The organism is Chryseobacterium antibioticum (assembly GCF_012927325.1).
GTDB classification, from domain to species: Bacteria; Bacteroidota; Bacteroidia; order Flavobacteriales; family Weeksellaceae; genus Chryseobacterium; species Chryseobacterium antibioticum.
Genome location: NZ_JABBGI010000004.1, coordinates 150141 through 175663, shown reverse-complemented (window position 1 = coordinate 175663; position 25523 = coordinate 150141). Strand labels below are relative to the sequence as shown.

The 25523-nt window shown below is 35.1% G+C and carries 20 protein-coding genes and 3 pseudogenes; 6 read left to right on the top strand and 17 right to left on the bottom strand.

Going from position 1 to position 25523, the window contains the following annotated elements; genetic code table 11:
• Positions 1-80 precede the first annotated feature (80 nt).
• The 10 genes and pseudogenes from HHL23_RS04615 to HHL23_RS04570 form a co-directional block, all read right to left on the bottom strand.
• Positions 81-350, bottom strand: a complete 270-nt coding sequence (locus HHL23_RS04615) for a hypothetical protein (protein ID WP_169233640.1) — start codon at positions 348-350, stop codon at positions 81-83.
• A gap of 691 nt (positions 351-1041) precedes the next feature.
• Positions 1042-1338, bottom strand: coding sequence for a transposase (locus HHL23_RS04610; protein ID WP_169233639.1), 297 nt, complete (start codon positions 1336-1338; stop codon positions 1042-1044).
• Positions 1339-1484: 146 nt separating this feature from the next.
• The gene (locus HHL23_RS04605) at positions 1485-2960 is read right to left on the bottom strand and encodes a helix-turn-helix domain-containing protein (RefSeq protein WP_169233638.1); all 1476 of its coding nucleotides are present in this window, start codon (positions 2958-2960) and stop codon (positions 1485-1487) included.
• An 83-nt stretch (positions 2961-3043) separates the two neighbouring features.
• A complete protein-coding gene (locus tag HHL23_RS04600) occupies positions 3044-3358 on the bottom strand; it encodes a helix-turn-helix domain-containing protein (protein WP_169233637.1) in 315 nt (104 codons plus the stop codon).
• On the bottom strand, positions 3355-3594 hold the full coding sequence (locus HHL23_RS04595; protein ID WP_169233636.1) for a hypothetical protein: 240 nt from the start codon (positions 3592-3594) through the stop codon (positions 3355-3357). The genes HHL23_RS04600 and HHL23_RS04595 overlap by 4 nt, the downstream gene beginning before the upstream one ends.
• 11 nt (positions 3595-3605) lie before the next feature.
• The gene (locus tag HHL23_RS04590; RefSeq protein ID WP_169233635.1) at positions 3606-4040 is read right to left on the bottom strand and encodes a transposase; all 435 of its coding nucleotides are present in this window, start codon (positions 4038-4040) and stop codon (positions 3606-3608) included.
• 390 nt (positions 4041-4430) lie between these two features.
• Positions 4431-6176, bottom strand: a complete 1746-nt coding sequence (locus HHL23_RS04585) for a hypothetical protein (RefSeq protein ID WP_169233634.1) — start codon at positions 6174-6176, stop codon at positions 4431-4433.
• Between the two features lie 379 nt (positions 6177-6555).
• Positions 6556-7683 (bottom strand): hypothetical protein, encoded by a 1128-nt coding sequence (locus HHL23_RS04580; RefSeq protein ID WP_169233633.1) that lies wholly within the window; start codon positions 7681-7683, stop codon positions 6556-6558.
• A 589-nt stretch (positions 7684-8272) separates the two neighbouring features.
• Positions 8273-8401 (bottom strand): annotated as a pseudogene (locus HHL23_RS22885) (helix-turn-helix transcriptional regulator); the annotation flags it as partial.
• Positions 8402-9016: 615 nt separating this feature from the next.
• Positions 9017-11275, bottom strand: a complete 2259-nt coding sequence (locus HHL23_RS04570) for a hypothetical protein (protein ID WP_169233632.1) — start codon at positions 11273-11275, stop codon at positions 9017-9019.
• A 488-nt stretch (positions 11276-11763) separates the two neighbouring features.
• Between HHL23_RS04570 and HHL23_RS22360 the strand changes: the two genes are divergently transcribed.
• Positions 11764-12351, top strand: a complete 588-nt coding sequence (locus HHL23_RS22360; RefSeq protein ID WP_185194854.1) for a hypothetical protein — start codon at positions 11764-11766, stop codon at positions 12349-12351.
• Between the two features lie 26 nt (positions 12352-12377).
• Positions 12378-13448 carry a hypothetical protein gene (locus HHL23_RS04560; protein ID WP_169233631.1) on the top strand — a complete coding sequence of 357 codons (1071 nt, stop codon included), beginning with the start codon at positions 12378-12380 and terminating at the stop codon, positions 13446-13448.
• 106 nt (positions 13449-13554) lie between these two features.
• Here HHL23_RS04560 and HHL23_RS04555 read toward each other — a convergent pair whose 3' ends face one another.
• From HHL23_RS04555 to HHL23_RS04540, 4 genes and pseudogenes are all read right to left on the bottom strand, one after another.
• On the bottom strand, positions 13555-14145 hold the full coding sequence (locus HHL23_RS04555; protein WP_169233690.1) for an IS630 family transposase: 591 nt from the start codon (positions 14143-14145) through the stop codon (positions 13555-13557).
• Positions 14054-14467 (bottom strand): annotated as a pseudogene (locus HHL23_RS04550) (hypothetical protein); the annotation flags it as partial. The pseudogene HHL23_RS04550 and the gene HHL23_RS04555, both read right to left, overlap by 92 nt.
• 162 nt (positions 14468-14629) lie before the next feature.
• Positions 14630-15298, bottom strand: coding sequence for a hypothetical protein (locus HHL23_RS04545; RefSeq protein WP_169233629.1), 669 nt, complete (start codon positions 15296-15298; stop codon positions 14630-14632).
• A 194-nt stretch (positions 15299-15492) separates the two neighbouring features.
• Positions 15493-15933: pseudogene (locus HHL23_RS04540) on the bottom strand (transposase); the annotation flags it as partial.
• A gap of 79 nt (positions 15934-16012) precedes the next feature.
• On the opposite strand from HHL23_RS04540, the gene HHL23_RS04535 reads away from it, so the two are divergent.
• The 3 genes from HHL23_RS04535 to HHL23_RS04525 are packed head-to-tail and all read left to right on the top strand — an operon-like array spanning position 16013 to position 16813.
• On the top strand, positions 16013-16168 hold the full coding sequence (locus tag HHL23_RS04535) for a hypothetical protein (protein ID WP_169233627.1): 156 nt from the start codon (positions 16013-16015) through the stop codon (positions 16166-16168).
• Entirely contained in the window at positions 16159-16320 is a 162-nt protein-coding gene (locus HHL23_RS04530; RefSeq protein ID WP_169233626.1) for a hypothetical protein, read from the top strand. The genes HHL23_RS04535 and HHL23_RS04530 overlap by 10 nt, the downstream gene beginning before the upstream one ends.
• Positions 16283-16813: a hypothetical protein gene (locus HHL23_RS04525; RefSeq protein ID WP_169233625.1), complete on the top strand. Its 531-nt coding sequence runs from the start codon at positions 16283-16285 to the stop codon at positions 16811-16813. The genes HHL23_RS04530 and HHL23_RS04525 overlap by 38 nt, the downstream gene beginning before the upstream one ends.
• Before the next feature lie 71 nt (positions 16814-16884).
• Here HHL23_RS04525 and HHL23_RS04520 read toward each other — a convergent pair whose 3' ends face one another.
• From HHL23_RS04520 to HHL23_RS04510, 3 genes are all read right to left on the bottom strand, one after another.
• A complete protein-coding gene (locus HHL23_RS04520; RefSeq protein WP_169233624.1) occupies positions 16885-17643 on the bottom strand; it encodes an IS5 family transposase in 759 nt (252 codons plus the stop codon).
• A 544-nt stretch (positions 17644-18187) separates the two neighbouring features.
• Positions 18188-18412: a tyrosine-type recombinase/integrase gene (locus tag HHL23_RS04515; protein WP_394354147.1), complete on the bottom strand. Its 225-nt coding sequence runs from the start codon at positions 18410-18412 to the stop codon at positions 18188-18190.
• 72 nt (positions 18413-18484) lie between these two features.
• On the bottom strand, positions 18485-21604 hold the full coding sequence (locus HHL23_RS04510) for a M60 family metallopeptidase (RefSeq protein ID WP_169233623.1): 3120 nt from the start codon (positions 21602-21604) through the stop codon (positions 18485-18487).
• A 1265-nt stretch (positions 21605-22869) separates the two neighbouring features.
• On the opposite strand from HHL23_RS04510, the gene HHL23_RS04505 reads away from it, so the two are divergent.
• Positions 22870-25518, top strand: a complete 2649-nt coding sequence (locus tag HHL23_RS04505) for a SusC/RagA family TonB-linked outer membrane protein (RefSeq protein ID WP_228464620.1) — start codon at positions 22870-22872, stop codon at positions 25516-25518.
• Positions 25519-25523 lie beyond the last annotated feature (5 nt).

Here is a 25523-nt window from a genome sequence, read left to right as displayed (position 1 = left end):
GAATCAAAACCAGCATCTGCATTAACAAATAATCCTTCTGCTTTTTCTAATCTTTGAGTTATTTTATTATTAATAAATAATCAATTTAATGCTATTATGCTAATTCTTGCCTTCATTGCCTGACTATCTGCTGCCGTAGATCCTGCGTACCCTGCGGCAAAAGGATCAGTATTAAATCTGGTTGTATTAAACCAGCTTTTGGCTTGCAGCTTTATGGTATGGGTCCCTGCTGGGAAATTACTTATTACTTTTTGTGCAGTAGAATAATTTCCAAGTGTAGACAACAGACCAGATGGAGCATCTGTAGCGGAATAATAACTTGATATAGCTTTAACCCCATCTACAATCAAATCGATACTTCCCTGAACAGGAGCTCCTCCAGCATTTGGTAAAGCAAGAGCACCATAGGTGTTGCAGTATTAATCCCTACATTCCTTGTTTGAGCGAAAGTAACTGCTGTAAAAGCTATCGCTGTAATTGTAAAAAAAATTTTTCATCATTTGTGTTTTAATTTTATGAAAATTTCTTCTAACAAAGAGATGAAAAATCATCCAAAACAACACAAAATACAGGTACTTATCAGATACCTATTTATATTTTTGCGAATGTAATAATTTGACTTTTAAGTATATATAATTATTAAATGATTTATTTATCTTTCAAATAAAGAAACATAAGAGGAGGGTCATAGAGAGTATTTCTTATAAACTTCCAAAAGAGTATGAAATACGTATTTATTTTATTGATTTAATCCGGACATTAATATCCTGATCGGAAGGGATATCTAATTTTTTCGGATATGGTTTCGGGTATTTCGTTTGTGAATAGATAATAAATGATCCCCGGGGCAGAGCCCCGAGATTCAATGGAAGAGATTCTATTTTTAGTTTTATGAAAAACCATCCGTTTTTCATACTTTTCCTCTTTTGACCTCGAGGCAAGCCTCGAAGTATTCTCTTCGAATAAAGTCTTGATTTCGATTATTTGGCTTATCGTTTTTTTATTGGAACAGCCTCCTTTAAGGAACTTCATTTATTGAAGTCATCTTGACTTTTTAGCTTTTGTAAATTTCTTAATTGCAATAATTATGAATGCTATAAAATTAAATCCTATCCAACTTGAAACAGTTGTTTCAAATCGATTAAGAATAGTTCGACAACTATCCATCCAAGCTTTTGTCCTTTCGATCGAATATTGCTCTCTATAAAGCTTGTTATCTAATATACGTTCAGTGTATTGGCTATTATTTCTTTTGTTATATGCTATATTAGGAATTATTTCTTTTTGTTCGCAAGCCAAAAGTAGATCTACAAAATCAAAACCTGCATCGGCATTCATAAAAAGACCTTTTACGGAAATTGATGCTGATTCAAGGGTATCCGTTATTTCTTCAATTGACTTATCCCTTTAATAAATACCCAAAAACATGTATTTTTAGGGTATTTATTAAAGGGATAAGTCAAAAAAAGTATTTTATTTAGAAATCAATCTCCATTTACAATAGTATTCATCCAGATATTAATATCCAGATCGGAAGGAATATTTAGTTTTTTACGGAGATTATATTTGCGATTTTGAACCGTTCGAGAAGAAGTAAACGTAAATTTCGCAATATCTTTGGAAGAGAAATTAAGGAATAATAAAGCGCACAATTTTAATTCGCTGGCTTGTAGTTTGGGGGAGATTTGTTGTAATTTATTGATGAATTCAGGATATATTTCTATAAATCGTGTCAGAAACTCAGGGTTATTTTCCTTGGCTAACTGAACGGTCTCTTCAAATGAAGCATTTAATTTTTTTTCGAGCTGTCTGGTTTCTTTTTCCTTTAATAGTAAGATCTGATCTTTTTCCAATAATTCTGCTTCTTTTTTATTTTCATGTTTTTGGCTATTTATATAACCAATGGAGACTAATAAAAGGATCAATATGAAAATGATTCCCCCTATCCAATATGTTTTGCTTTGCAGTTTTTTACTTTCCTCTTTTTCATCATTCAGAATATTATTGATTACAAACGCTATTGATTTAGCTTGCTCTGTTTCTATACTATCCCCCATTTTTATGGATTTGTTCAGATATTCTTTCTCTTTTTCCGCATTATGCATTGCTGCATAAACTCCGGCAATGTTTTGGTACAGGTAAATAATATCACTTTTGGGATTGATCTTTTTTTCAATTTTTATAGCTTTAAAACTAAGATCCAATGCTTTATTATATTCTTTCTTTTCAAGTGTAAGTTTGCTTAATGCATATAAAAAAAATGGGCGTGATCTGAATGAATCCTGATAAAAATCTAGTATTGCTATTGATTGGTTAATATAAAACTCAGCTGAATCTGTATTTTTTTTCTTAAGAAAATTTAACCCTATACTCGCATTTGTTGTACTGAAATTATAATAATTCTCTTTTTTGTCTTTTTGATCCAGCTTTGCATATCCTGCCAAGCCCTTTTTGTAGTAGTAGTTACTAGAATCAATATTCTTCATTTCTTCATATACATCCCCTATATCCATATAAGTCATATAAATGCTTTTTTTATCTTTTATTTTCTTATATAATAATATCTCCTGTCGGAATTCGGCGAGTGCTTTGTCATATAATTTTAATCCATAGTAATTATAACCAGTTACATTTTTCAATATTGCCCTCATTTCATAATCATCTTCGGCAACATATTTTTCTGCAACTTCAGCATAATGCGAACTCTCTTTGTACATTCCTAAGTCTTGTAGTATATAAGATATATCTCCGTTCCCTTTAGCCAGGGGTTTAGGGTATTTCTTTTTTTTAGCCAGTTTTACAGCTTGTCGAGCTATCTTTAGTGAGGGGATGAGTTGATCCGCATAATATAAGCTATCGGAAACAGCCAACATGCGGTCGATATTCTCTTTTTCTGATTTGCTCTGCCCAAAAGAGAAAAATGGTATCAGAAGAAAAAGCAGAAACTTAAATGGTTTCATCTTCAAAATATAATCTAAAATTACTAAAAATTAGCATATGAATTACTTAAAAATGATATGAATGTTTTTTCCAATTGATAATTTTAAAATTCCGAAGCAAATATTTTCTTCCATTTGGCAACTGTATTTCTGCTGAGGTTGAATCTCATGGCGACTTGCGAATTATTCAGCTGTTCCTTCTTTTGAAAGGTAAGGATTTTTTGAATACTCTCTTTATCATACGCTTTTGATCTTTGATTTTCTATATTCGTCTGAAGATCCTTTATTGAAAGACTTTCGTCTATGTTAATAATAGATATTGAAGAGCTTAGATCCTGTAGATTTTCCAGTAAATATAATTTTTCGGGATATTTCGCCATCAGCAAATCTTCATATATTTTACGGTAATTCGGTTTCATAATTTTTGGATTTTTTTATTTAAAAAAAAAGTATATTTAGTTTTGGTTTCCAACCTGTCCACTTGCTCTTTTTCATCAAAGTAAATTTTCAGATATTTTTTATACCACCATCTCTTTTCTTTGATATAAAACCATTCATCGGAAGAGTACGGGCTAAACTCATCTCCAAGAATTTCTAATATTTCCTTTTTGGATCTTCCCAATAAATTACCGGGAATGGCACTTTTACCTTTCATCTATTTGATTATTAATTTTTTTCTACTTTTCTTATCCACTTGTATATGGTGGTTCTCGGAATATTATATTCCTGAATTACCTGAGCAACCGTTTTCTGATTGGAAGTAATGAGTTCTATCAAAAATTCTTTAATCTCCTGATTATATATATTTTTCCTGAAAAGCATTTTCTCTCCTGCCTCCCTCACTTTTTTGTTATTTTTTGTATGGGAAATACCGTCATACAAAAGAAGATGGGTTACATATAATCTGAAAAAATCATATTCCAACAGTTTGCTCCACTTAAGAAGAACGTTGGTATCGAGACTTTCCTGTTCATACATTTTTATAATTTCTTCTTCGGTAGTTTTAAAGAAATTGCAGATGCGTAAAAGAGGTATTTCATGCTTTTTTACGTGCTCTCTGATATAGTTTCCGATATGAATATCTCTGAAATTCGTTTCCATACTTTTTTATTGATAAGTTATTTTTGTTTTATTATTTTTTCCCGGTCTGTAAGGCTGTTTTATTCGAAATCTCCAATTGTTTTTATGGATTCTAATATCCCTATTACCTTCGGGTATATAAAGCTGTCAAAGCTTTAAAACTTTGACAGCTTTATAATCATTTGTATTCTGCTTTTACCCTTTCAATAATACGGAGCTTTTTCGCCTGTTTAAGCTCCGTTATAAAAGTTACAAAACAGTGTATACCTTCACTATTTCCTGTCTCTCCCGAGGTTAAGACAGGTTTACAGTTTAGTATTTTATATAAAAAATGTGTTTCGTTTATAGAGAAAACAGGTAAGAGAAAATATTGTATAGAATCTACCTGTGGTATTTTGATCTTGCTAAACTTTAATCAACGCGATAGATACTGACTTCGTAGTATCCTGTAACACTAGTTGTAGCGCCATATGTAAGAGTCTGTATTTCAATAACCTCCCCAGCAGCTAATTTTATCAAATCATTCCTTTGAAGTGCAATTGGTGCGAAACCTCCTCCAGCTTCATTTATGCCAACTTTAAGATAACCTTGAGCTGAGTATATTGTGGTGCTACCGGCAGGTCCTTTAGTCACCCTAACTGCGGCAAGATAACCATCACCACCATCAACAGTACTAGGGTGTTGATCATACCTAAAGTGAATATTTACTGCATACAAACCGGCCCTTTTTGCTGTAAAGGTACTACCGCTAAATTCATTTAAATTATCCAAATCCTCATTTGGTGTAGCAGTCTTATTCAAATAAAAAAAAATATTATTTTCTGCATTGGTCGTTATTACGTTTCCATTCAATCTTACTGCACTTACTGAGCTTCCATCTTGATACCTTATTGTTCCACCGGCATCGGTTACAATTGTTGCTATTTTACCCGTTGAAGGTTGCAAGCCATTGATTGAAAGTGTATTGGCTGCCGATGCAACTATGTTGGTAGGCTGCGATAAGGTACCTCCCAGTTTAACATCACCATTAGTGGCTGTTAAACCATTACTTGCAGCTATTAAAACAGGTACTGCCGGTGTACTTGCAACCCCGTTTACTGTTGATACTAAATTACCATTGGTTGCACTTAATGCATTAGAATTTATCATGGGTACAGCAGCACCGGTAATTCCATTAACGGTGGTACTTAAGTTATTGCCCGCAGAAGTATTTGAGACACTGGTTACCGCATTGGATGGTGCTGCAACCGTTTTAAAAACACCCGTTGCATCGGCTACTACAAGCCTGTCTGCTGCTGTACCGGTGTTCGTATTAATATTACGGACACGAAGATTTCCTAAGCCAACATCTAATGCTTCAGTTGGGGTCGCATTATTAATTCCAACATTTCCACCATTAGGGTTAAAACTTAATGGTAAAATAGTCGCTAAATTTCCTTTTTCCGTACTTTGCAGATAACTTCCATAAGGGGCGGTGGCAAAGGTTCCCATATCTAGTACATGATTGCTGCTTCCCTCCATTCGTATGGTTGCATTAGTAGTCGTTCCAGTAGTTGCAGGTTGATTATTGGCTCCCTTTACATCTAAGCTTGATGATGGAGCTGTAGTATTAATTCCTACATTTCCCATCTGGTAAATATTCTGTGTATTGGCAGTTGCTTGCGTATTGGTTGCTTGGTTGGACCATGGTTCTACTTTCAATGAGGATAAATCAACAGTGGTTCCTGCAACTCCATTTACTGTAGTTGATAATAGTGCTGTGGCCGGAGTAAATGTGTTTGATATACTATTTACCATTGGAACGGCTGTTCCTGTAATCCCATTAACGGTCGTGCTTAAATTATTACCTGCAGAAGTATTTAAGACACTGGTTGCGGGTGCTGTATCAGTAGTAGGTACCCAAATTGTACCATTGTTATAATACAATCCGGGTACTACATTATTGGGCGCAGTACCGGCTGTTGCCGTATTATACACCACCATCCCTGCAACATTGCTGGCAAGCGGTGCAGGAGAGTTAGTAGCAGTTAAAGCTACACGTGGAGGCAATAGCCCTTTGTTTGTGGAAACAATATCCAATGCTGCATTGGCATTGGGCGTTGGGGTGTTTATCCCTACATTACCCGTTTGAGCGAAAGAAACTGTAGCAAAAGCCAAAGCTGTAATTGTAAAATATTTTTTCACTGTTTTTAATTTTTTCTTCTTCGGTTATAACCTATAAGGCAGTATTTTTTTGAAATCCCAATAGGTTTTTATGGCTTGTAATTTCAGGTATAGAAAACTGCCAAAGCTTCACAACTTTGACAGTTTTTATTGTATTCTGCTTTTACCCTTTCAAAAGTTACGGAGCTTTTTCGCCTGCTTAAGCTTCGTTATAAAAGTCACAAAACAGTGTACACCTTCACTATTTTCTATCTCTCCAGAGGTTAAGACAATTGCATAGCTTAGTATTGTATATAAAAAATGTGTTTCGTTTATAGAAAATAAGAGACAATATGGTATAAAATCTACTTGTGATAGTTGGACTTACTAAATTTTAATCAATTCGCTCAATAAGAATTTCGTAATATACTGTTACGTTAGTTGTAGCACCATATACCAATATCTGGAATTGTACTACCTGTCCGGCATTTAATTTCACCAAATCTGTCTTAGGGACACCAATTGGCACGAAAGTTCCTCCAACTTCCACTATAGGAACTTTTCCACAGAAAAAAGGTCCGTATTGTCCAGCAAAAGGTCCATTTCCAGCCATCAACCTAAGACAACCAACGTAGCCATCACCACTATCAACAGCATTAGTATGCTGATCGTACCTGCTATTAATCTGTACCCTATATAAACCCGATTGAGATGCTGTAAAAGTATTCCCGCTAAATTCGTTCAGATTATCAAGATCCTCATTTATTGCCGTACCACTTTTATTAGTATAAAAAAATAAATTATTTTCTGCTCCTGTAATTGTTAGGTTTCCATCGACTCTTACCGCACTTAGTGTGCTTCTATCTTGAAGCCTTACAATACCGGATCCATCGGCTACAAGGGTTCCTGTCTTGGCGGCTGAACCTTGCAAGCCGCTTAATGTAAGTGTATTGGCTGCCGATGCAGCTATGTTGGTAGGCTGAGATAGGGTGCCTCCCAGTTTAACGTCGCCATTAGTGGCTGTTAGGCCATTACTTGCAGCTATTAAAACAGGTACTGCCGGTGTACTTGCAACTCCGTTTACTGTTGATATTAAATTACCATTCGTTGCACTTACTGCATTAGAATTCACCATAGGTACAGTTGCACCCGTAATTCCATTAACGGTAGTACTTAAGTTATTGCCTGCAGAAGTGTTTGAGACACTGGTTACTGCATTAGAATCAGTAGTCGGGACCCAAATTGTACCATTGTTATAATACAATCCGGGTACTACATTATTGGGTGCCGTACCGGCTGTTGCCGTATTATATACCACCATCCCCTGAACATTGCCGCCAAGCGGGGCAGGAGAGTTGGTCGCAGTTAAAGCTACACGAGGAGGCAGAAGCCCTTTGTTTGTGGAAACAATATCCAATACTGCATTGACATTGGGTGTCGAAGTATTAATCCCTACATTTCCTGTTTGAGCGAAAGAAACTGCTGTAAAAGCCATAGCTGCAATCGTAAAAAACTTTTTCATCCTTATTTGTTTTAAAATTTCTTCCTCAAAGAGATAAAAAATAATCAAAAACAACACAAAATACGGGTACTCATCAGATACTCTTTTATAGTTTTATTAATTTAATTTATTGATTACTAAATAGATATAATTTAATATTAAAAGATTCGCTCCCTCAAATAAAGAAAAATAAGACACACATCACAAAGGGTATTTTTATGAACTTTCAAAAAAGTATAAAGTGAGTATTTATTTTATTGATTTAATCCAGACATTAATATCCTGATCGAAAGGGATATCTAATTTTTTCGGATGTGATTTCGGGCATTTCCTTTGTGAGCATATAATAAACTCGTGATTTCGATTATTTGGCTCATAGATTTTTTATTGGAACAGCCTTTTAGGGAAACTTCATTTATTCTTTGATAATTAATGATGTGTAACAGAAAAGGGGTTGGAAATGTCCAAATTCCTTCTATATTTTATATTTTGTCTTCAAATTCTCATTAAACTTTAAACGTTAATTAAACAGTATTTAAAAGGCCTTTCACATTGAAATGTCTTTGTATGTACAAATGTTTTTTTCTTTACATTTAGATTTGCCAATTATTTATTTCTTATTAAGATTTGACATCCAGATATATAAATCTTCTTTTGAAGAAAGGTTCAATTTTTTTCTAATCATGGATTTTCTGGTCTCTACGGTTCTATAAGAGGTAAACGTATATTCTGCAATGTCCTTATTTGAAAGTTAAGAGATAATAATGCGCAAAACCGTAATTCACTATTGACAAGTTCATTGTTGATAAGACGCAATTTTTTACAAAATTTATGGATAAGTCTCCTAATACCTTGTCAGAAATGTCGGGGCACTACCTTTCAGTTTGCTATTTTTCTTTTCTCCAAAATTCAGTTAGTCCAGGCTTTCCTTGATCTTATTGGTTTCATACAGGTAAGTCGCAATATTTATATATCCTTTAACAACCCCTTTTTTATAGTTTATTTTTTCTGCCGAATTGATAAATCTTTACTGGATATCTATCAATTTTCCGTAATTATATTCCACTTCAGGAGCACGCAATTGTTGCTCCGGCAAATTATCTAACTTTTTCAGAGTATATTTTTTTGGCCGTCAAAAATACTGATGACAATATATATACTATAAAAATAAATGTAGTTCTCACAGAATCAGGCTATAATAGACTTATGTACTCTATACGAGAGTATAAAGAAAAGGACTATTGAGAATAGTCCTTTGAATAAAAATCTAATAATCAATTATCATTATTTTACACTTTTAGTCTTATCAGTACATGAAGTACCTTATAACTATCCTGATTGTATTAAATGTTTGTTATAATGATGTATAGGTAATATGAAGGTATGCCCTCCTGCTTTGCTGATAGGTGGTGTTCCATGCTGCTATACTATCTACATATATATAATCTCCCGGATTCAAAATAGCAGTAAAGTTGCCGCTTGCAATACTATCATTATTAGTAAATCTGAGTCCCTCTTGCTGATAAACAGCTACACCATTTAACGCTATTCTTATCGAAACCCCCCTATTGTTATCCCCTGGATAGTTAGCCGATACATTATGGTGCCTTATACTGGATGTAATTACATAAACCCCTTTCTTTTTTACAAAATACACATTTTGTGAATTGTCCCAATTTCCTATTACCGTATTCTCAATATTAGAAGTTTGGAATTTCATTCTGTTATATGTTAAATTTCCCTGAAGAACGGGTGCCAAATCTGTATCCTGCGTCCGGTTAAGTGCATTAATGGGAATGCTCACACTTTTCAAAAAATTATCTACGGTGATTTCTTTTACAAAACCGTTAGAATCTGACATCACCACTTTCTCATTATTTACAGAAGCTATATCATCAATACTTCTTATCCTCACCCCACCGTTCACATCGAGCTTTGCAGTGGGTGCAATCGAACCAATTGCTACATTTCCCATCTGGTAGATCGGTTCTGTATTGGAGGTGGCCTGCTCGGTGGTGGATTGCTTATACCAGGGTTCTTTTACAATATCTGTTGAAGGGATTTCCTGCACAAAGCCATTGGGATCTGCCAATAATACTGTTTTATTAGCAATAGAGGTTACATTATCCATACTTCTTATCCTTACCCCACCATTCACATCGAGCTTTGCAGTGGGTGCCATGGAACCAATTGCTACATTTCCCATCTGGTAGATCGGTTCTGTATTGGAGGTGGCCTGCTCGGTGGTGGATTGCTTATACCAGGGTTCCTTTACAATACTTGTTGAAGGGATTTCCTGCACAAAGCCATTGGGATCTGCCAATAATACTGTTTTATTGGCAATGGAGGTTACATTATCCATACTTCTTATCCTTACCCCACCATTCACATCGAGCTTTGCAGTGGGTGCCATGGAACCAATTGCTACGGGTCCCATCTGGTAGATCGGCTCTGTATTGGAGGTGGCCTGCTCGGTGGTGGATTGCTTATACCAGGGTTCCTTTACAATACTTGTTGAAGGGATTTCCTGCACAAAGCCATTGGGATCTGCCAATAATACTGTTTTATTGGCAATGGAGGTTACATTATCCATACTTCTTATCCTCACCCCACCATTCACATCGAGCTTTGCAGTGGGTGCAATCGAACCAATTGCTACATTTCCCATCTGGTAGATCGGCTCTGTATTGGAAGTGGCCTGCTCTGTTGTGGATTGCTTATACCAAGGTTCTTTTACAATATCTGTTGAAGGGATTTCCTGCACAAAACCATTAGGATCGGCTAATAATACTGTTTTATTGGCAATGGATGATGCATCATCAATATTTCTTATCCTTACCCCACCGTTCACATCAAGCTTTGCAGTGGGTGCAATCGAACCAATTGCTACATTTCCCATCTGGTAGATCGGTTCTGTATTGGAGGTTGCCTGCTCGGTGGTGGATTGCTTATACCAGGGTTCTTTTACAATATCTGTTGAAGGGATTTCCTGCACAAAACCATTAGGATCGGCTAATAATACTGTTTTATTGGCAATGGATGATGCATCATCAATATTTCTTATCCTTACCCCACCGTTCACATCAAGCTTTGCAGTGGGTGCAATCGAACCAATTGCTACATTTCCCATCTGGTAGATCGGTTCTGTATTGGAGGTGGCCTGCTCGGTGGTGGATTGTTTATACCAGGGTTCTTTTACCAGTGGAGAAATATTAATAGTATTAGTACTTCCATTTTCATCTTTGTAATCCAAGGTAGAATTAGGTACATTGAGTGTCAAAGAAGTAAGTGTTTCACTTCCTGAAAATTTTTTCCATATAGTTCCGTCAAAATAATAATACCCCACAGCTGTAATGTTTACTGTTTTCGGAGACGGGGCAGTTACCGCAGCAGTAGCATACACGATTGCTCCTCTTTGCGGTGCAGCATACAAAAGATCATTGGCTCTTATCTGGTCCCCTGTTGCACGGGGAGCAATAATGCCATCTGGGACATTTTTGTTGGGAGAACTTGTCACATCTAAAGTGGCCTGAGGGGTAAGCGTATTAACGCCTAATTGTCCGTACGCTATCTCTATGCATAAGACGGCTAAAACCTGTAATACTTTTTTCATTTTTTTAACATTATTTTTGTTTTTAATCAAAAGAAGTGCAGAGAATTTTAAAAATTCTCAGAGTGCAAAGGAAACAATGATTTTTGTTTTTTGGATAAAAAGACATACTTATTAGATACATAACAAGTCAAATCCTGTTAATAATCATATAAATACTAAGTCTAACTTAATAAGGCTATTTTAATTTAAAAAGTAATTAAAATAGAGGCAAATAACAGAATAGAAAAAAAATATTTTTTTTCACATGCCTTATATACAGATCTGGTGTATAAATAGCCCTTCTGAATTGTTAATTATTTCTTAAGCAGGTGTCGAAAAAATCGCCTTTAACTGACTAATAAAATGAATAAAGCATCTGATGAGTATCTATCTATGTGCTTCATTTTGCGAATGTGTACTCAATATGTAGCATTATTTGATGTGCAAATTTATCACCCATTATATATTTGCGTCATAAAAATACAGACTATCAAATTATGAATACACTTATGAAAAAAAATGTTTTACCAGCATTTGCATTATTTTTATCTACTTATGCTTTTTCCCAGACGGGGAATGTAGGGATCAATACCTCAACACCAAATCCTAATGCAGTATTAGATCTATTTTCTGCCACCAAAGGATTGTTGAACCCGCGGGTTGCCTTAACATCTACAGCAAGCCCAGCTCCACTGAGTGCTCATGTTGCTGGAATGTTGGTATATAATACAGCAACAGTTTCTGACGTAGTCCCTGCATTATATTATAATGACGGATTAAAATGGGTGAAAGCCGGAGGCGCCACAACAGCTGCTCCCGCAATGAATGTCACCAGTCAGACAGGAAACTATACAGCACTGGCAACCGACGATATTATTTTATATTCTAATAACACTGTAGGAACTACTTTAACGTTACCCACCGCAGGTATATCCATCGGTAAAAGACTATATGTTTCTGTTATTGGATCTGCAGATGTTCAGCTCAGCCCAATACCAAGAGAAACGGCAAATAACCGGTTAGTGAGCGGACAAGGAAATATTCTTCTGTATACTGGTGATGCTGCGTCACCATGGTCAATCATATCGGGTTATTAACAACACAATAATATTATTTAAACACAATGAAAAAAGAAATTAAACATACTCTATTATTTGGGGCATTATTTTTTGGGGGAATGGCTACTGCACAGGTAAGATTTTCTAACAGCACAATGCATACTGCTATCCTGAATGGCTCTGCTTTTATAGATGCTTCTTCCAATCCTGTCAGTAATTTATCCACTAATGTAGGAAAAGGGTTGCTATACCCAAGAACAGATCTATCAACCTTTAAGGCATTTGGAGGCGCACCAATAGGTATCCCTACCTCTTTCCCTACTTACTATGACGGCTTTACAGTCTATAATACGAATGTAGGCGGACAGGCTGGTGTAGGTAATACCCAGGGAGCATTAACTGCCGGATTCTGGTATTATGACAATAAGTCAAATACTATAAACGGAGGAACGTGGAAACCCCTTTCTGCTGGTACAGTTACTACTAATACGCTGACCAATACTGTAAATACAATTACTTCTACCGTAAATGGTGTTGCGGCATCCGCACCAGCAGTCAATACGGTATCCAATATCTTTACCCCTGCTGATAGCCAGCTCTCAACAACCGTTAACGGGGTAACAGGCACAATAGTAGATTTAACAACACTGAAAGTAGAACCATGGTTTGTACAAAACAGTACCACACAGGCAACCACAGATGCACAAACCATTTATCATACCGGTAATGTAGCTATCGGACAAAATGTAATGTTTGGTGCCGGCGAAAAACTTGCTGTAAACGGTACAATAAGGACCACGGGCAGTACCTATCCCGACTATGTATTTGAAGATTATTATACAGGCTTATCGGCAATTAAAGCAGATTATACATTCAAAAGCCTGAAAGAGGTTGAGAATTATATTAGAGAAAACCATCATTTACCGGGCGTAACTTCCATCAAGGACCTCTTGAAAACCAAAGAAGGGTATTCTTTTAATCTAACAGAACTTTCTGTACAGTCCCTGGAAAAACTAGAAGAACTTTACCTTCATGTTATCGGGCAGCAAAAACAGATTGAGGGCAAAGACCTTGAAATTGAAAACCTGAAAACCCGATTGTCAAGATTGGAAAAGATGATATTATCCCATAAATAACCACAAAATTACGGGGCTTTTTCACGATCAACCGAAAGGCCCCTTCTATAAAAATAAATTACTGAAAATCAATAGTAAGTCTCATCTTTTAATTATTCGTCATTTTTCATTTGAAAATTATGTTGTAAATATTTCCAAACCCTGAAAAGATATTCTCCAACGCCTTTTCAAGAGTTTCCCAAGAGCTATAATCCTTTGCACGAAGCCATTCATACTTTATTTTTCTCCAAAGAATCTCAATAGAATTAAGATGTGGACTATATTTTGGAAGATAAAAAATATCAATATCTAACTTTTTCCATCTTGAAATTTGGGTTTGGAATTCCTTAGAATGATGTATCCGTGCATTATCCAAACAAATGACAGTCTTCTTTGTGATGATGTTTGAAAATTCATTAATGGCCTGAATAACAAAATCAGAAGTTATTTTTCCCATATGATGACACTGAAAAAGATCATTGTTCTTCGACATAATCCCAAAAACATTGATTCTTTTACTGTGTCTAGGTACGATTTTCACATTTTCATTTTTCTGCTGCCAGTGGTAAGAAATGGAGGGAGTTAAAGAAAATCCGCTCTCATCAGCAAAGTATAAATCCAAATAATCATCTTTCGCTAAGCTCATTAAACTCTTTAATTGCTCTGATTTCAACAGGTATTCCTCTTGATTTTGAAGAGGTTTGAGCCAACATCTTATTCTTTTCCAGACATAACCTTTTTTTTAGAAAGATTTTTAGCATTCTTTCTGTAATACGCTCTGAAAGATTTTCATTGATAAAACAGGTCGTTTCTTTCACAGAATCTCCCTTATCTATTTTATCCAAAATACATTTTTGCTCTTCCGAAGAAAATGAAGAAAAAATACTTATCCTTCCTTGTCCTTTTTTTGTATAAAGTCCTATAAATCCTTTATCCTCATACGATTTCAACCAAGAATAAACAGCTCTGATTTGTACTGAGAAAATATCCGAAATTTGCTTTGCTCTAATGCCATTATGATTCATTATTAAACCTTGGGCACGGTCACGAACGAAAGAATTTGGATGGGTGGCTTGACATCATTTTCAAGGTTACCATTTCCTCTTCACTTAAAACTATAAATTTCATTCTTTAAATTTGCAGAAAAATGACGAATAATTAATGAGTACTACTTATATTAAACATATTTTATAAATAAACTCTTAATTTAATGCTATTATGCTAATTCTTGCTTTCATTGCCTGACTATCTGCCGCCGTAGATCCTGCGTACACTGGAAAAGGATCAGTATTAAATTTGGTTGTATTAAACCAGCTTTTGGCTTGTAATTTTATGGTATGGGTCCCTGCTGGGAAATTACTTATTACTTTTTGTGCAGTAGAATAATTTCCAAGTGTCGACAGGCCAGATGGAGCATCTGTAGCGGAATAATAACTTGATATAGCTTTAACCCCATCTACAATCAAATCAATACTTCCCTGAACAGGAGCTCCTCCAGCATTTGGTAAAGCAAGAGCACTATACGTTATCAATACTGTTGTAGAACCTGTTGTAGTAAATGTCATAGTGGCTCCATTAATATCTGCAGTAACACCCGATGCTATAGTTTGCGGAGTTGTACCAATTGCTTCCTGTATAATCTGAATAGATCCAGCTGCTGGTGCAACCGTTTTAAAAACACCGGTAGCATCGGTTACTACAAGCCTGTCTCCTGTCGTGCCTGTGTTTGTGTTAATGTTACGAACACGTAGGTTTCCCGTAGCAATGTCTAATGTTTCAGTAGGTGTTGCAGTATTAATCCCTACATTCCCTGTTTGAGCGAAAGTAACTGCTGTAAAAGCTATCGCTGTAATTGTAAAAATTTTTTTCATTTGACTTGTTGTTATATTAATAATTAAAGATATAAATATACATAATATATTTAATATATATTATATATTAATAATAAATAATCAATTTAATGTTATTATGCTAATTCTTGTCTTCATTGCCTGACTATCTGTCGCCGTAGATCCTCCATACCCTGCGGCAAAAGGATCAGTATTAAATCTGGTTGTATTAAACCAGCTTTTGTCCTTTCGATCGAATATCGCTCTCTATAAAGCTTGTTATCTAATATACGTTCAGTGTATTGGCTATTATTTCTTTTGTTATATGCTATATTAGGAATTATTTCTTTTTGTTCGCAAGCCAAAAGTAGATCTACAGAATCAAAACCTGCATCGGCATTCATAAAAAGACCTTTTACGGAAATTGATGCTGATTCAAGGGTATCCGTTATTTCTTCAAATTGAAGCTTGATATTATAGAGATCATTATGGTTACCTGATACGGATGAAGACATTGCTATAGGGAGACCCTGTCTGTCAGTTAGGTATAAAGCATTAGTTGTTTTTCTTTTTTTTCTCCCTTGATATCCTACTTCTTCGCCTCCTCGTAATGCCGTGGTATGACTGCCGTCCAGATCTGAACTTGAGAGATCTAACAAGGATTTATATTTTTTTAATCTAAAGCATTCCTCGAGGCTCTGCCTCGGGGTATTCTCTTCGAATAAATGGTATTAGTAAAACATTAATTCTAAAGAGATGAAAAAGATTTTTACGATTGCAGCCATGGTTTTTGCTACAGCTTTTTTCTCCCAAACTGGTAATGTTGGGATCAACACTTCAACACCCAATGCCAATGCAGTATTGGATATTGTATCCCAAACAAAGGGCTTCTGCCTCAACGTGTGGCCTTAACAGCCACTAATTTCACAGCACCCCTGGGTTCCCCGTTGGCACAGGGAATGGTGGTGTATAATACTGCAGCAGCGGGTACTTCCCCAAACAATGTGGTTCCTGGACTGTATGTATATGATGGCACCCAGTGGGCTGGGATGGTTGATGCTTAATATTTCTACGCTGAACTCTTTGGGAATCCCAAGGCCGTCGGTTTTTGAGCTGGGCACCAGTATGACTAATTTTTTAAGTGCTCAAGGTATTAGAGGCAAACAAACCCTTAGCCCTGTAGCAGAGGTAGCCAATAATTCAGGAAGCGGAGTTACTTATAATGCAGGGACTTCCCAGATCACTTTCACCCCGGGTCTTTATTCAATCACTTTTACCTATGAAGCAGAACATAATAATGGAGCATGCAGCCTTTCTTCCTATTTTGTAGACTTTCCTGTTGGTAGTGTTGGTGCACAGAGGATACACAGTACATCATCACACAACACAGGTGTCTTATCAAACCATGGCGGGAACATTATATACACTACAAGGATAACATCAAATTTTGTATGGACTATTCAATTGGGCAGAGGGCAATCCGGAAATTGTTTAGGGACAGGAAATACCCTCTTCCAAAAGTCTACACAAATCTCCATACTAAGAATAGGAAATTAAAATTTTCCGTCTTTTTTTAGATTAAAATAATATTGCCTCATCATAAAATTTTTACAAAAATAAGAGCCTGTTTAAATTTTGTTCAATACTATTTTTATAGCTGATAGTTTGATCATATTTTCAGAATTTTCCATTAGCAATTCATAATTTCGGCAAAGTCTTCTGTCATTATCAAACCAAGAAAAAGTTCTTTCAATAATCCATCTTTTGTGTATAGGCTTAAAGAGTTTTTCTTTATGATCGGACCGTAAAACAACCTGAATAATGTAGCCAAACTTATCTTTTATTTCTTCAATAATATTTCCTCTATAACCTCCATCTGCTAAAATCACTGTAATTGGAATCAAAAGATAGTGCAATGTTCTCATGAATAACAAAGCAGCTTTACTATCGTGAAAATTGGCTACACTTACCATTACGGCTAACAAAAATCCATTTTTATCTACCACAACATGCCTTTTTATTCCTTTTACCTTCTTATTCCCATCAAACCCATTAAGGGAACGATTATTTCCCCAGCGCACACTCTGACTGTCTATAATTCCTAAACTTGCTTCTGCATTTTGGCCTCTCTTTACTCGTACCTTCTCTCTTAAATTACACAGAAGTAAATCAAAGAGTTCTAAATTTGACCATTTAGAGTAGTAATAGTAGACCAATTGCCATTTGGGATAATTCGAGGGGAGCATTCGCCACTGGCACCCTGTTTTTACGATATAATAAATGGCATTCCAGATGATACATAAATCATATTTTCGCTTTCTATCATCAAAATAAAGCGTTTTTTTTATAAATTGCCACTGAGTAAGAGTTAAGTCTGTTGGATACATCAATTTTTTTGTTTTGCAGCTCTAAATTGACGTTTTTAAGCCAAGGAGTAACCATTACTCTTTTTTATACCGTTTTTAAACAGGCTCTTACAATAACAATATCAACTGAATGAATTGTGTAATTTGATTAAGCTTTCAGAAAGAAAATTTACAGAAGCATTGAAGAACTGCAATTAGATCTAAACAGTTGGTTGTCATATTACAACAAGGAGAGAACGCATACAGAAAAACATTGTTGTGGTAAAACACCCTATGCAAACGTTTTTAGACAGTAAAATAATGGCAAAAGAGAAATTGTTGGAAACACTTGCTGAAGAACAAAAAATCCTTACTTTTGGAAGTAAGGACAATATTGAATAACTGACAAATATTTTTAGAACCAAACTGTCAGATCAAGTTATGGCTATTACATTAAGAGAATAGATGTTTTTACCTCACTGGAGGCTACTATTTTGATCAAATTAATACAAAATGCTGTAAAATATATTTACAGCATTTTTTCAATATTAACTCTAAAACTTGACATTATATATCAAATTGGTATTCAATTATTTGCGGTTAATAAACTTTTTAATGTACCCATGTCTTCAGCTACTTTTTTCTCCAAAATTTTAGCATACTGTTGAGTCGTTTTAATACTTTTATGACCTAACATTTTACTTACACTTTCCATGGAGACACTATTTCCCAAAGTTACTGTAGTGACAAAGGTATGCCGGATAGTAAGAAAAGTAAGCTTTTTGTTAATTCCACAATTCTCAACAATCATTTCAAGTATTCATTTATTTTGGATAGTATAACTCTGGTAACAATTTGCCGGATTGTAAAGCTTATACAAATATTATTCTTTAATAATCTTAGATTGATATTTATTGGGTCCATCATTTATTGAAATAACATAAATTCCAGTTTTCAAATCCTGTATTTTATCGTTAATTTCCTTATTTATCTCACTTAAAGAGCCTTTTGCAGAAATAAATAACTTCCCTGCCATATCATATAATTCTGCTTTCAAATTTTCTTTTGAATTTTTAATATTAATAACTAATTTTTGTCCATTTTTTAAAGGATTCGGATAAACAATAAAGTCATTATTATTTGTCTTAATATCATCAACAGCTAACGTATTTGCCGGATAAACGAGAATTTTTTGCCCGTTATATCCTATTGCATAAACTTTCAAAGCATTGGAAGGGAAATCAACATATGTATTTGCCAATGTAGTATCTCCTGTTCCTACAATAGAAACACTGATTAGCTGGTTACTTGCATTATGAGTTTCAAATGCAACAGCATTACTCCACTGAGAATTATTTACCAATAAAAATTGACCTTGTGCATTGTTCACAATTTGAACCCCAATTCCTGTAATACCAGAAACAGGTAGAAGATTTTTATATGCATTCACACTGTTTGCCGAAAGATAATTAATCACCGGAGATACTGGTTTTGTATATCCCCGCATTAAAACATAGGCTTTCACATCATCAATCATACTTTGTGTAATCGTAAGCTGACCGTTTGAGTAATCTGAAATTGTAGCATTAATAGGTTTTAAAAAACCCGTATTTGTAAAGAAATCAATAAGATCTTCTTGTACGGCGTCGCACGTATTTTTTACAAAATTCATAACCAATTGTCCTTGTGTAAGCTGAGATTCATTAGTATTTCTTACTTTCTCAGCTACTATAGCAAACCAATGTGCATAATCTACTCCTGTAGCCGGACCTGATGGAGATTGTGTATCTTCATCCGACATATCTGAATCAAATGCAAGGGTTGAAGCACCTTTTGAAGCACCCGCCAATTGATAATACAATTCTAATTGCCAAAACGGAACAAGGCTTCTGAAATTCGCGTCAGCAGGATTCACATAATCTGTTCTGAACTGATCCATAATATTCTTCCCGTTAATTTGTGTCTGAATAATAATTTCTCCAAATCGGTTCCCGGCAACTTTAGGAAAAGCAGTTTTATCTGCAATTTCACCTTCCAGTCTTGTAAACCTGTTAGCTCCTGTTGGCGAATACAAATTGTAATATGTCCACAATGAATACAAATTATTTGTAATTTCTGTTGTTCCAATCCATCTTAAGCCGGGTCTTACCTGATTGATATGGCCTAATTCATGAGCTACTCCCCAAAGGTCAAGTCCGGTTGCCGATGCAGAATTTGAAAGTCCCCAAGTAAGATCTAGATGAACACCTAGGCCGCCTGCATACCAGCCGCCTGTAGATTCTGTATAAACAAGCTGTCTGTTTTTAAAATTTTTATTGAACTTAAAAAAGCCCATCATTTCTCTTTCAGATTTATCAATTGCATCGTATTTATCGATTAAAGGCTGAGCGGTTGTGAAATGGAAATTGCCTACGGCAGACTTATCAATCAGCAGTTTTGTGTAGTAACCTTCTATATCAATTTTTGGATAGACATCATTAGTTAGCATTTCTGTCCATTCTGTAGACGTTGCACCTTTTTTATACATCCCATTTACAATACCTGCTGTGATATTTAGCCATATAGGTGCTGCATTTACATCATCAGTGTAATATGAAATATATCCAAGTCCGGCATTTGTAATATTAACAATGTTCAGTCCATTTTTCAATTCATAAGATGTCTCAGGAGAAGATCCTTCAGTAGCAAAATCTCTTACTTTTAAATAAACTTTGTTTGTATTTGTAATATCTTTTGCAAAAATAATTGCTGTTGTATTTTCCTGAAACGCAATTCCTGTAGGATTTTCAAATTTGTTGTAATTTCCTAGTTTGTATTGACTGTTTATTGATTCAATTGTTTTATAAGCAGTAAACGCCTGAACTCTATATTTTTTATTATAGGTATTGTTAAACAGACATTGAGCTAAGCCCTTGATAAATGGTGAATTAATAGCGTCAATATTCTGTTGAGTAACAGAAGGTTTCAATGTACTGAAAATATTATCATTAAAAATATTTGAATAAGTAGAAAGATTAAAACTATTTGGATTTGTCTGGAAAAACTCCATTTCAGCACAGCTAGCAAAATCGTTCTTCCCGTCCAGAACCTCAATTTTAATATTTAATGGAATAATTGCAGAAGGAAAAACTACAGTTTTACTTGTACTTGTTTGTCCAAAATTTTGTGTTAAAATATCAATATAAGTAGGATTAGAAACAGTATTGTAACTTATTTTTACATTTCCAAAAAGCCCATTTGGCCCGCCATCCTGTCTTGGCGTATACTTTAAATAATTCATAGTTGTCTGTCCATCAAACTTATAAATCAGAGAAATAGGAAAAGTGGCAGCTGTCGCATTCCAACTACAATGATAAAGTGTGCTTACATCACCATCAAAAGACATCTCAATGTTTTCACCCGGTTGGAAACTTGAAGCTGATGATCCTGAAACTTGAGGTAACACTGCAATATCTGTATAAGCCGAAAACTCATTGGTTGCAAGTGTACATTCTGTTTGTACAGGATCCATTTGTTCTGAAGAATAAAATTCCATTTCTGCACAGCTTGAGAAATTATTCTGAGCACTCAAAATATCTACTCTTATAACGGCAGGATGAATAATTGCTGTTGGCAAATCTATTGTTTTAGCCGTATTATCCGCTGCCCAAGAAATAACTCCGGTTGCTGTCGTAAAAACTGTAGGGCTGGATTGCGTAGAATAAGAAATTTTCACACTTGTCCAGATTCCGTTAGGACCCGTTGTTCTAGGCTTGTATATCAATTTATTTACACTTTTTACACGATTGGAAAAATTGAAATTTAATTGATCCGGAAGCGCTGTACTCAAATTATACCGAGAATGGTAAAGTGTATTCACATTATTATCATTACACATTCCTGCCTCAAATCCAGGTTGTGGTGGCTGTAGTGAGCCTACATATGCTACAGGCATTTTATATTGCTGAGCAAAAGCTGTCTGCAAAAAGAACAGAAATAAAAAAAAAAAATAATTGTTTTTCATCTTGTAGTAAATTTTTGATTAAAAATATGTATATCCGTTTTCCATCACACTCTTGTAATTGTTGCTATCACGAGTCTATCCGTAAAATAAAGTGCAGTACTTTCGACCTTGATAAGGCTACCTCTTCTCCTCCTCGTAAAGCCGATGTATGGCTGCCGTCTAAATCTCCACTTGATAAATCCAGCTTTGATTTGTTTTTGGATAATAATTGTATCCAGCAATCTTCCCAAACATTACTTATATACCATTTACGGTAATGATAAAAAACACTTTGATAGCTCAAAACTTTATCCTCAAAAAGACTTTTTACAGGTAAATACTTCCATTGCACTCCTGTTTTAAGTTTGTATAAGTACAGTTAACGATCTGAGCCAAAAGAGCTCTTGGTGAAAATCCTCGTTTTGGGGTCGGAAGATTTGGGACTATCTCATTTTCTATTATATCTTTGTCAAGTACTTGGTACACCTATACTAAAAATCTTCTTTCCAAACTTAAGAATTAAAATAATTACGCAAACCAAGTACCTACCTGTTTTTGAATATGCACCACCAGTTGACTTGTCTTGTCCTGAAATAGCTTTATATTAGGCGGCTAAAAATGGCAAAAAAAATCAAAATAAAGACCACGATCCAGTCCATTAAGCAGGGAGCCTTATAAAAGGCTTGAAGAATCGGAGATTATCAGGATACTTACAGAAATAGACAATGGTCTTATCAGTAAACTTGGAGCCTGTAAAAAGTATAGTCTCAATAGGAACACATTACGCCTTTGGATCACCACATTCGTACCTTGGAGGGCAAAATCCCTCGTCCATTTCAGTAAAGAAGGTATTTTAGAATTAAATCAATAAACCAAATACTCATTTAGTACTCTTTTGGAAATTTATAAGAAATATACCTTGTGAATTATCTCTTATTTTTCTTTCTTTGAGAGATAAACAGATCATTTAAAAAAAATATCTATTTGAAAATCAGATTATTATATCTGAATATGCATTTAATATGTACCTGTATTTTGTGTTATTTCTGATGATTTTTTATCTTTTTGTAAAACATTTTAAAATAAACAAATAAATACAACAGCTCAATTAAATAGGAAGAAGAAAAATCTGTATCTGAATTTCTAAAAATACGTCCGTATTTTTATTAGGAAACTTTAAACAACTTATATATATGAAATATCAAACTAAAAACTTAAAAAAGCTAGAAGTATGTTTTTTTTTAATGTCAGGGTTACTATCTGCTCAAACAACAAAAACAGATTCTTTGAGAGAACAGGAAATTGAAGACGTTGTCATTATAGGATACAAGGCACAAAAAAGATCCAGCCTTACCGCTGCAGTTTCAACTATTTCTGATAAAAAATTGAAGGATGCCAATACTTCTGATGTATCCAGTTTATTACAGGGAAAAGCAGCAGGAGCTCAGATTATGCTGGGAGGAGGTTCTCCTGGTTCGTCCGCAACTGTAAAAATCAGAGGAACTTCTACGATCAATGGCCCCAGCCAGGCTCTATGGGTGGTAGATGGTGTAATAATGACAGGTACGCCAAATTTAGATCCCAATCAAATTGAAAGTATCAATATACTAAAGGATGCCACATCAACAGCATTATATGGTTCCAGAGGGGCCAATGGCATTGTGCAGGTGTTCACGAAATCCGGAAGCTCAGGAAAGGGAATGCTGAGTGTTTCAATAAATAATTCTTTTAATACATTCAATAATGGACGTTTCAAATTGATGGATGGCACTCAACTTTACGATTATTCTACCTCATTAAAAAATGTACCCGAAATACCAAAAGAACTTAGAACTCCAGGCTATAACTGGTTGAAAAATGGTACTCAGACAGGAATGGTACAAAATTATAGCATAGACTTCAGAGGAGGTTCTCAAAATTCCAAAACATATATTTCAGGAAATTATTACGATGAAAGCGGAACTGTAAAAGGTTATGACTTCAACAGACTGTCTTTCAGAATTAATCATGAGCAAACTGTAAAACCTTGGCTGATTCTTAAACCAAAAATCAGCTTGTCTTACACAACCGGAAAAGACAAACAAGAATCTCTTTACGAAATGTATCTCAATATGCCTTGGGACAATCCGAGAGACGCCAATGGAAATTTAATTAATCCAAATACTTACACCGGAAATTGGTACGGAAGAGATTACAGCAATTATCTGTACGATTTACAATGGAATTACGGTAAAAGCAATCAATTAGACCTCATCGGAAATCTTGATGCAGAAATTAAGCTTACAGATTATTTAAAGTTTGTCACGACCAACAATATTACTTACAAAAACTATGATGATACATATTATACCGATCCAAGATCTATCGCTGGGGAAAGTAACAAAGGCGGATTAACGGAATCGTACGTCAAAGATGTCAGTAAGTTTTTTAATCAAATGTTGAGATTTGACAAGGATTTTGGAGTTCATAATGTAAATGCATTGGCTGCCTATGAATACAATGACAGAGTTTACAAAATATCCAGAGCGGGTGTTTATGGTGTCGTGCCGGGAACAGAAATCTTTGACGACGGGGCAACAACAGGGCAAAAACCATCAGGAACAAAATACGACCGAGCTTATAACGCACTCTTATTCAATGCTGAATATGTGTTTGATAAAAAATATTTTGTGCAGGGATCTTTGAGAAGCGAATCTTCTTCTGCATTTGGCACCAGTCAGAGAAAAGGATTATTTTATTCTTATAGCTTGGGGTGGAATGTTCATAAAGAAAAATTTTTCCATGTAAAACCAATTAATGAATTGAAATTAAGAGCCAGCAGAGGTCTCGTAGGAAATACTCCAAGCCCGAATTACGGATGGCAGGATTTATATGCATTAACACGGCGTTATGATAGTCAAATCGGCGCAACATGGAGCCAGTTAGGAAATCCGGGATTGACCTGGGAATCTATTTATCAAAATAACATTGGCACGGATATTAAAGCATTTAATAACAGATTAACATTAAATATTGACTACTTTAATAATAAGACTAAAGATTTATTACTCTTGGTTACACTTCCATCATTGACAGGCGTTGACAGACAATATCTGAATGTCGGAGATGTTAAAAACAAAGGCTGGGAATTTAATTTTAATTATGCCATCATTAAATCTGAAAATGTAAATTGGGATTTAGGATTTAATATCAGTACCTATAAAAACAGTGTTCTTTCAACCAGAAATAACAGCACGCAAATATTGGCTAATAATCATGTAGCGATTGCAGGATACGATGTTACCTCTTTCTACATGAGAAAATGGATGGGCGTAAATCCTGATAATGGAGCCGGGCAATGGGAAATCATCAATCTTGACGGAAGCAAAGGATTGACATCAAATTACAATCAGGCTACTTTACAGATCGTAGGAGCTTCTACGCCGGATTATTATGGTTCTGTAACCACAAATTTCAGTGTAAAGAATTTCTATTTTAATGCTAATATTTACTTTTCACAAGGTGGACAGATTTACAATTCCTACAGAGAATTATTTGATTCAGACGGTGCTTATCCTTATTACAATCAAATGATATTAAAAAACGACTGGAACAGATGGGAAAAACCGGGAGACATTGCTACACATCCAGTAGCAGTTTTTAATAATAGTAGTTTGACTAACAGGCCTTCATCACGTTATCTGGAAGATGCAAGTTACGTTAAGGTACGATCTGTAAGACTCGGATATAATTTCCCAACATCTTTATCGGAAAAGATCAATATTACATCTGCCAGTATTTATATCATGGGAGAGAATTTATTTACGATCACAAGATTCTCAGGAGTTGATCCGGAAGTTGGTCCGGCAGACGGACAAACTGCTTATTCCGGGAGCGCGGGAGCGATTTATCCTATCCCAAGAAGATTTTCTTTAGGCTTAAACTTTTCTTTTTAAATGCA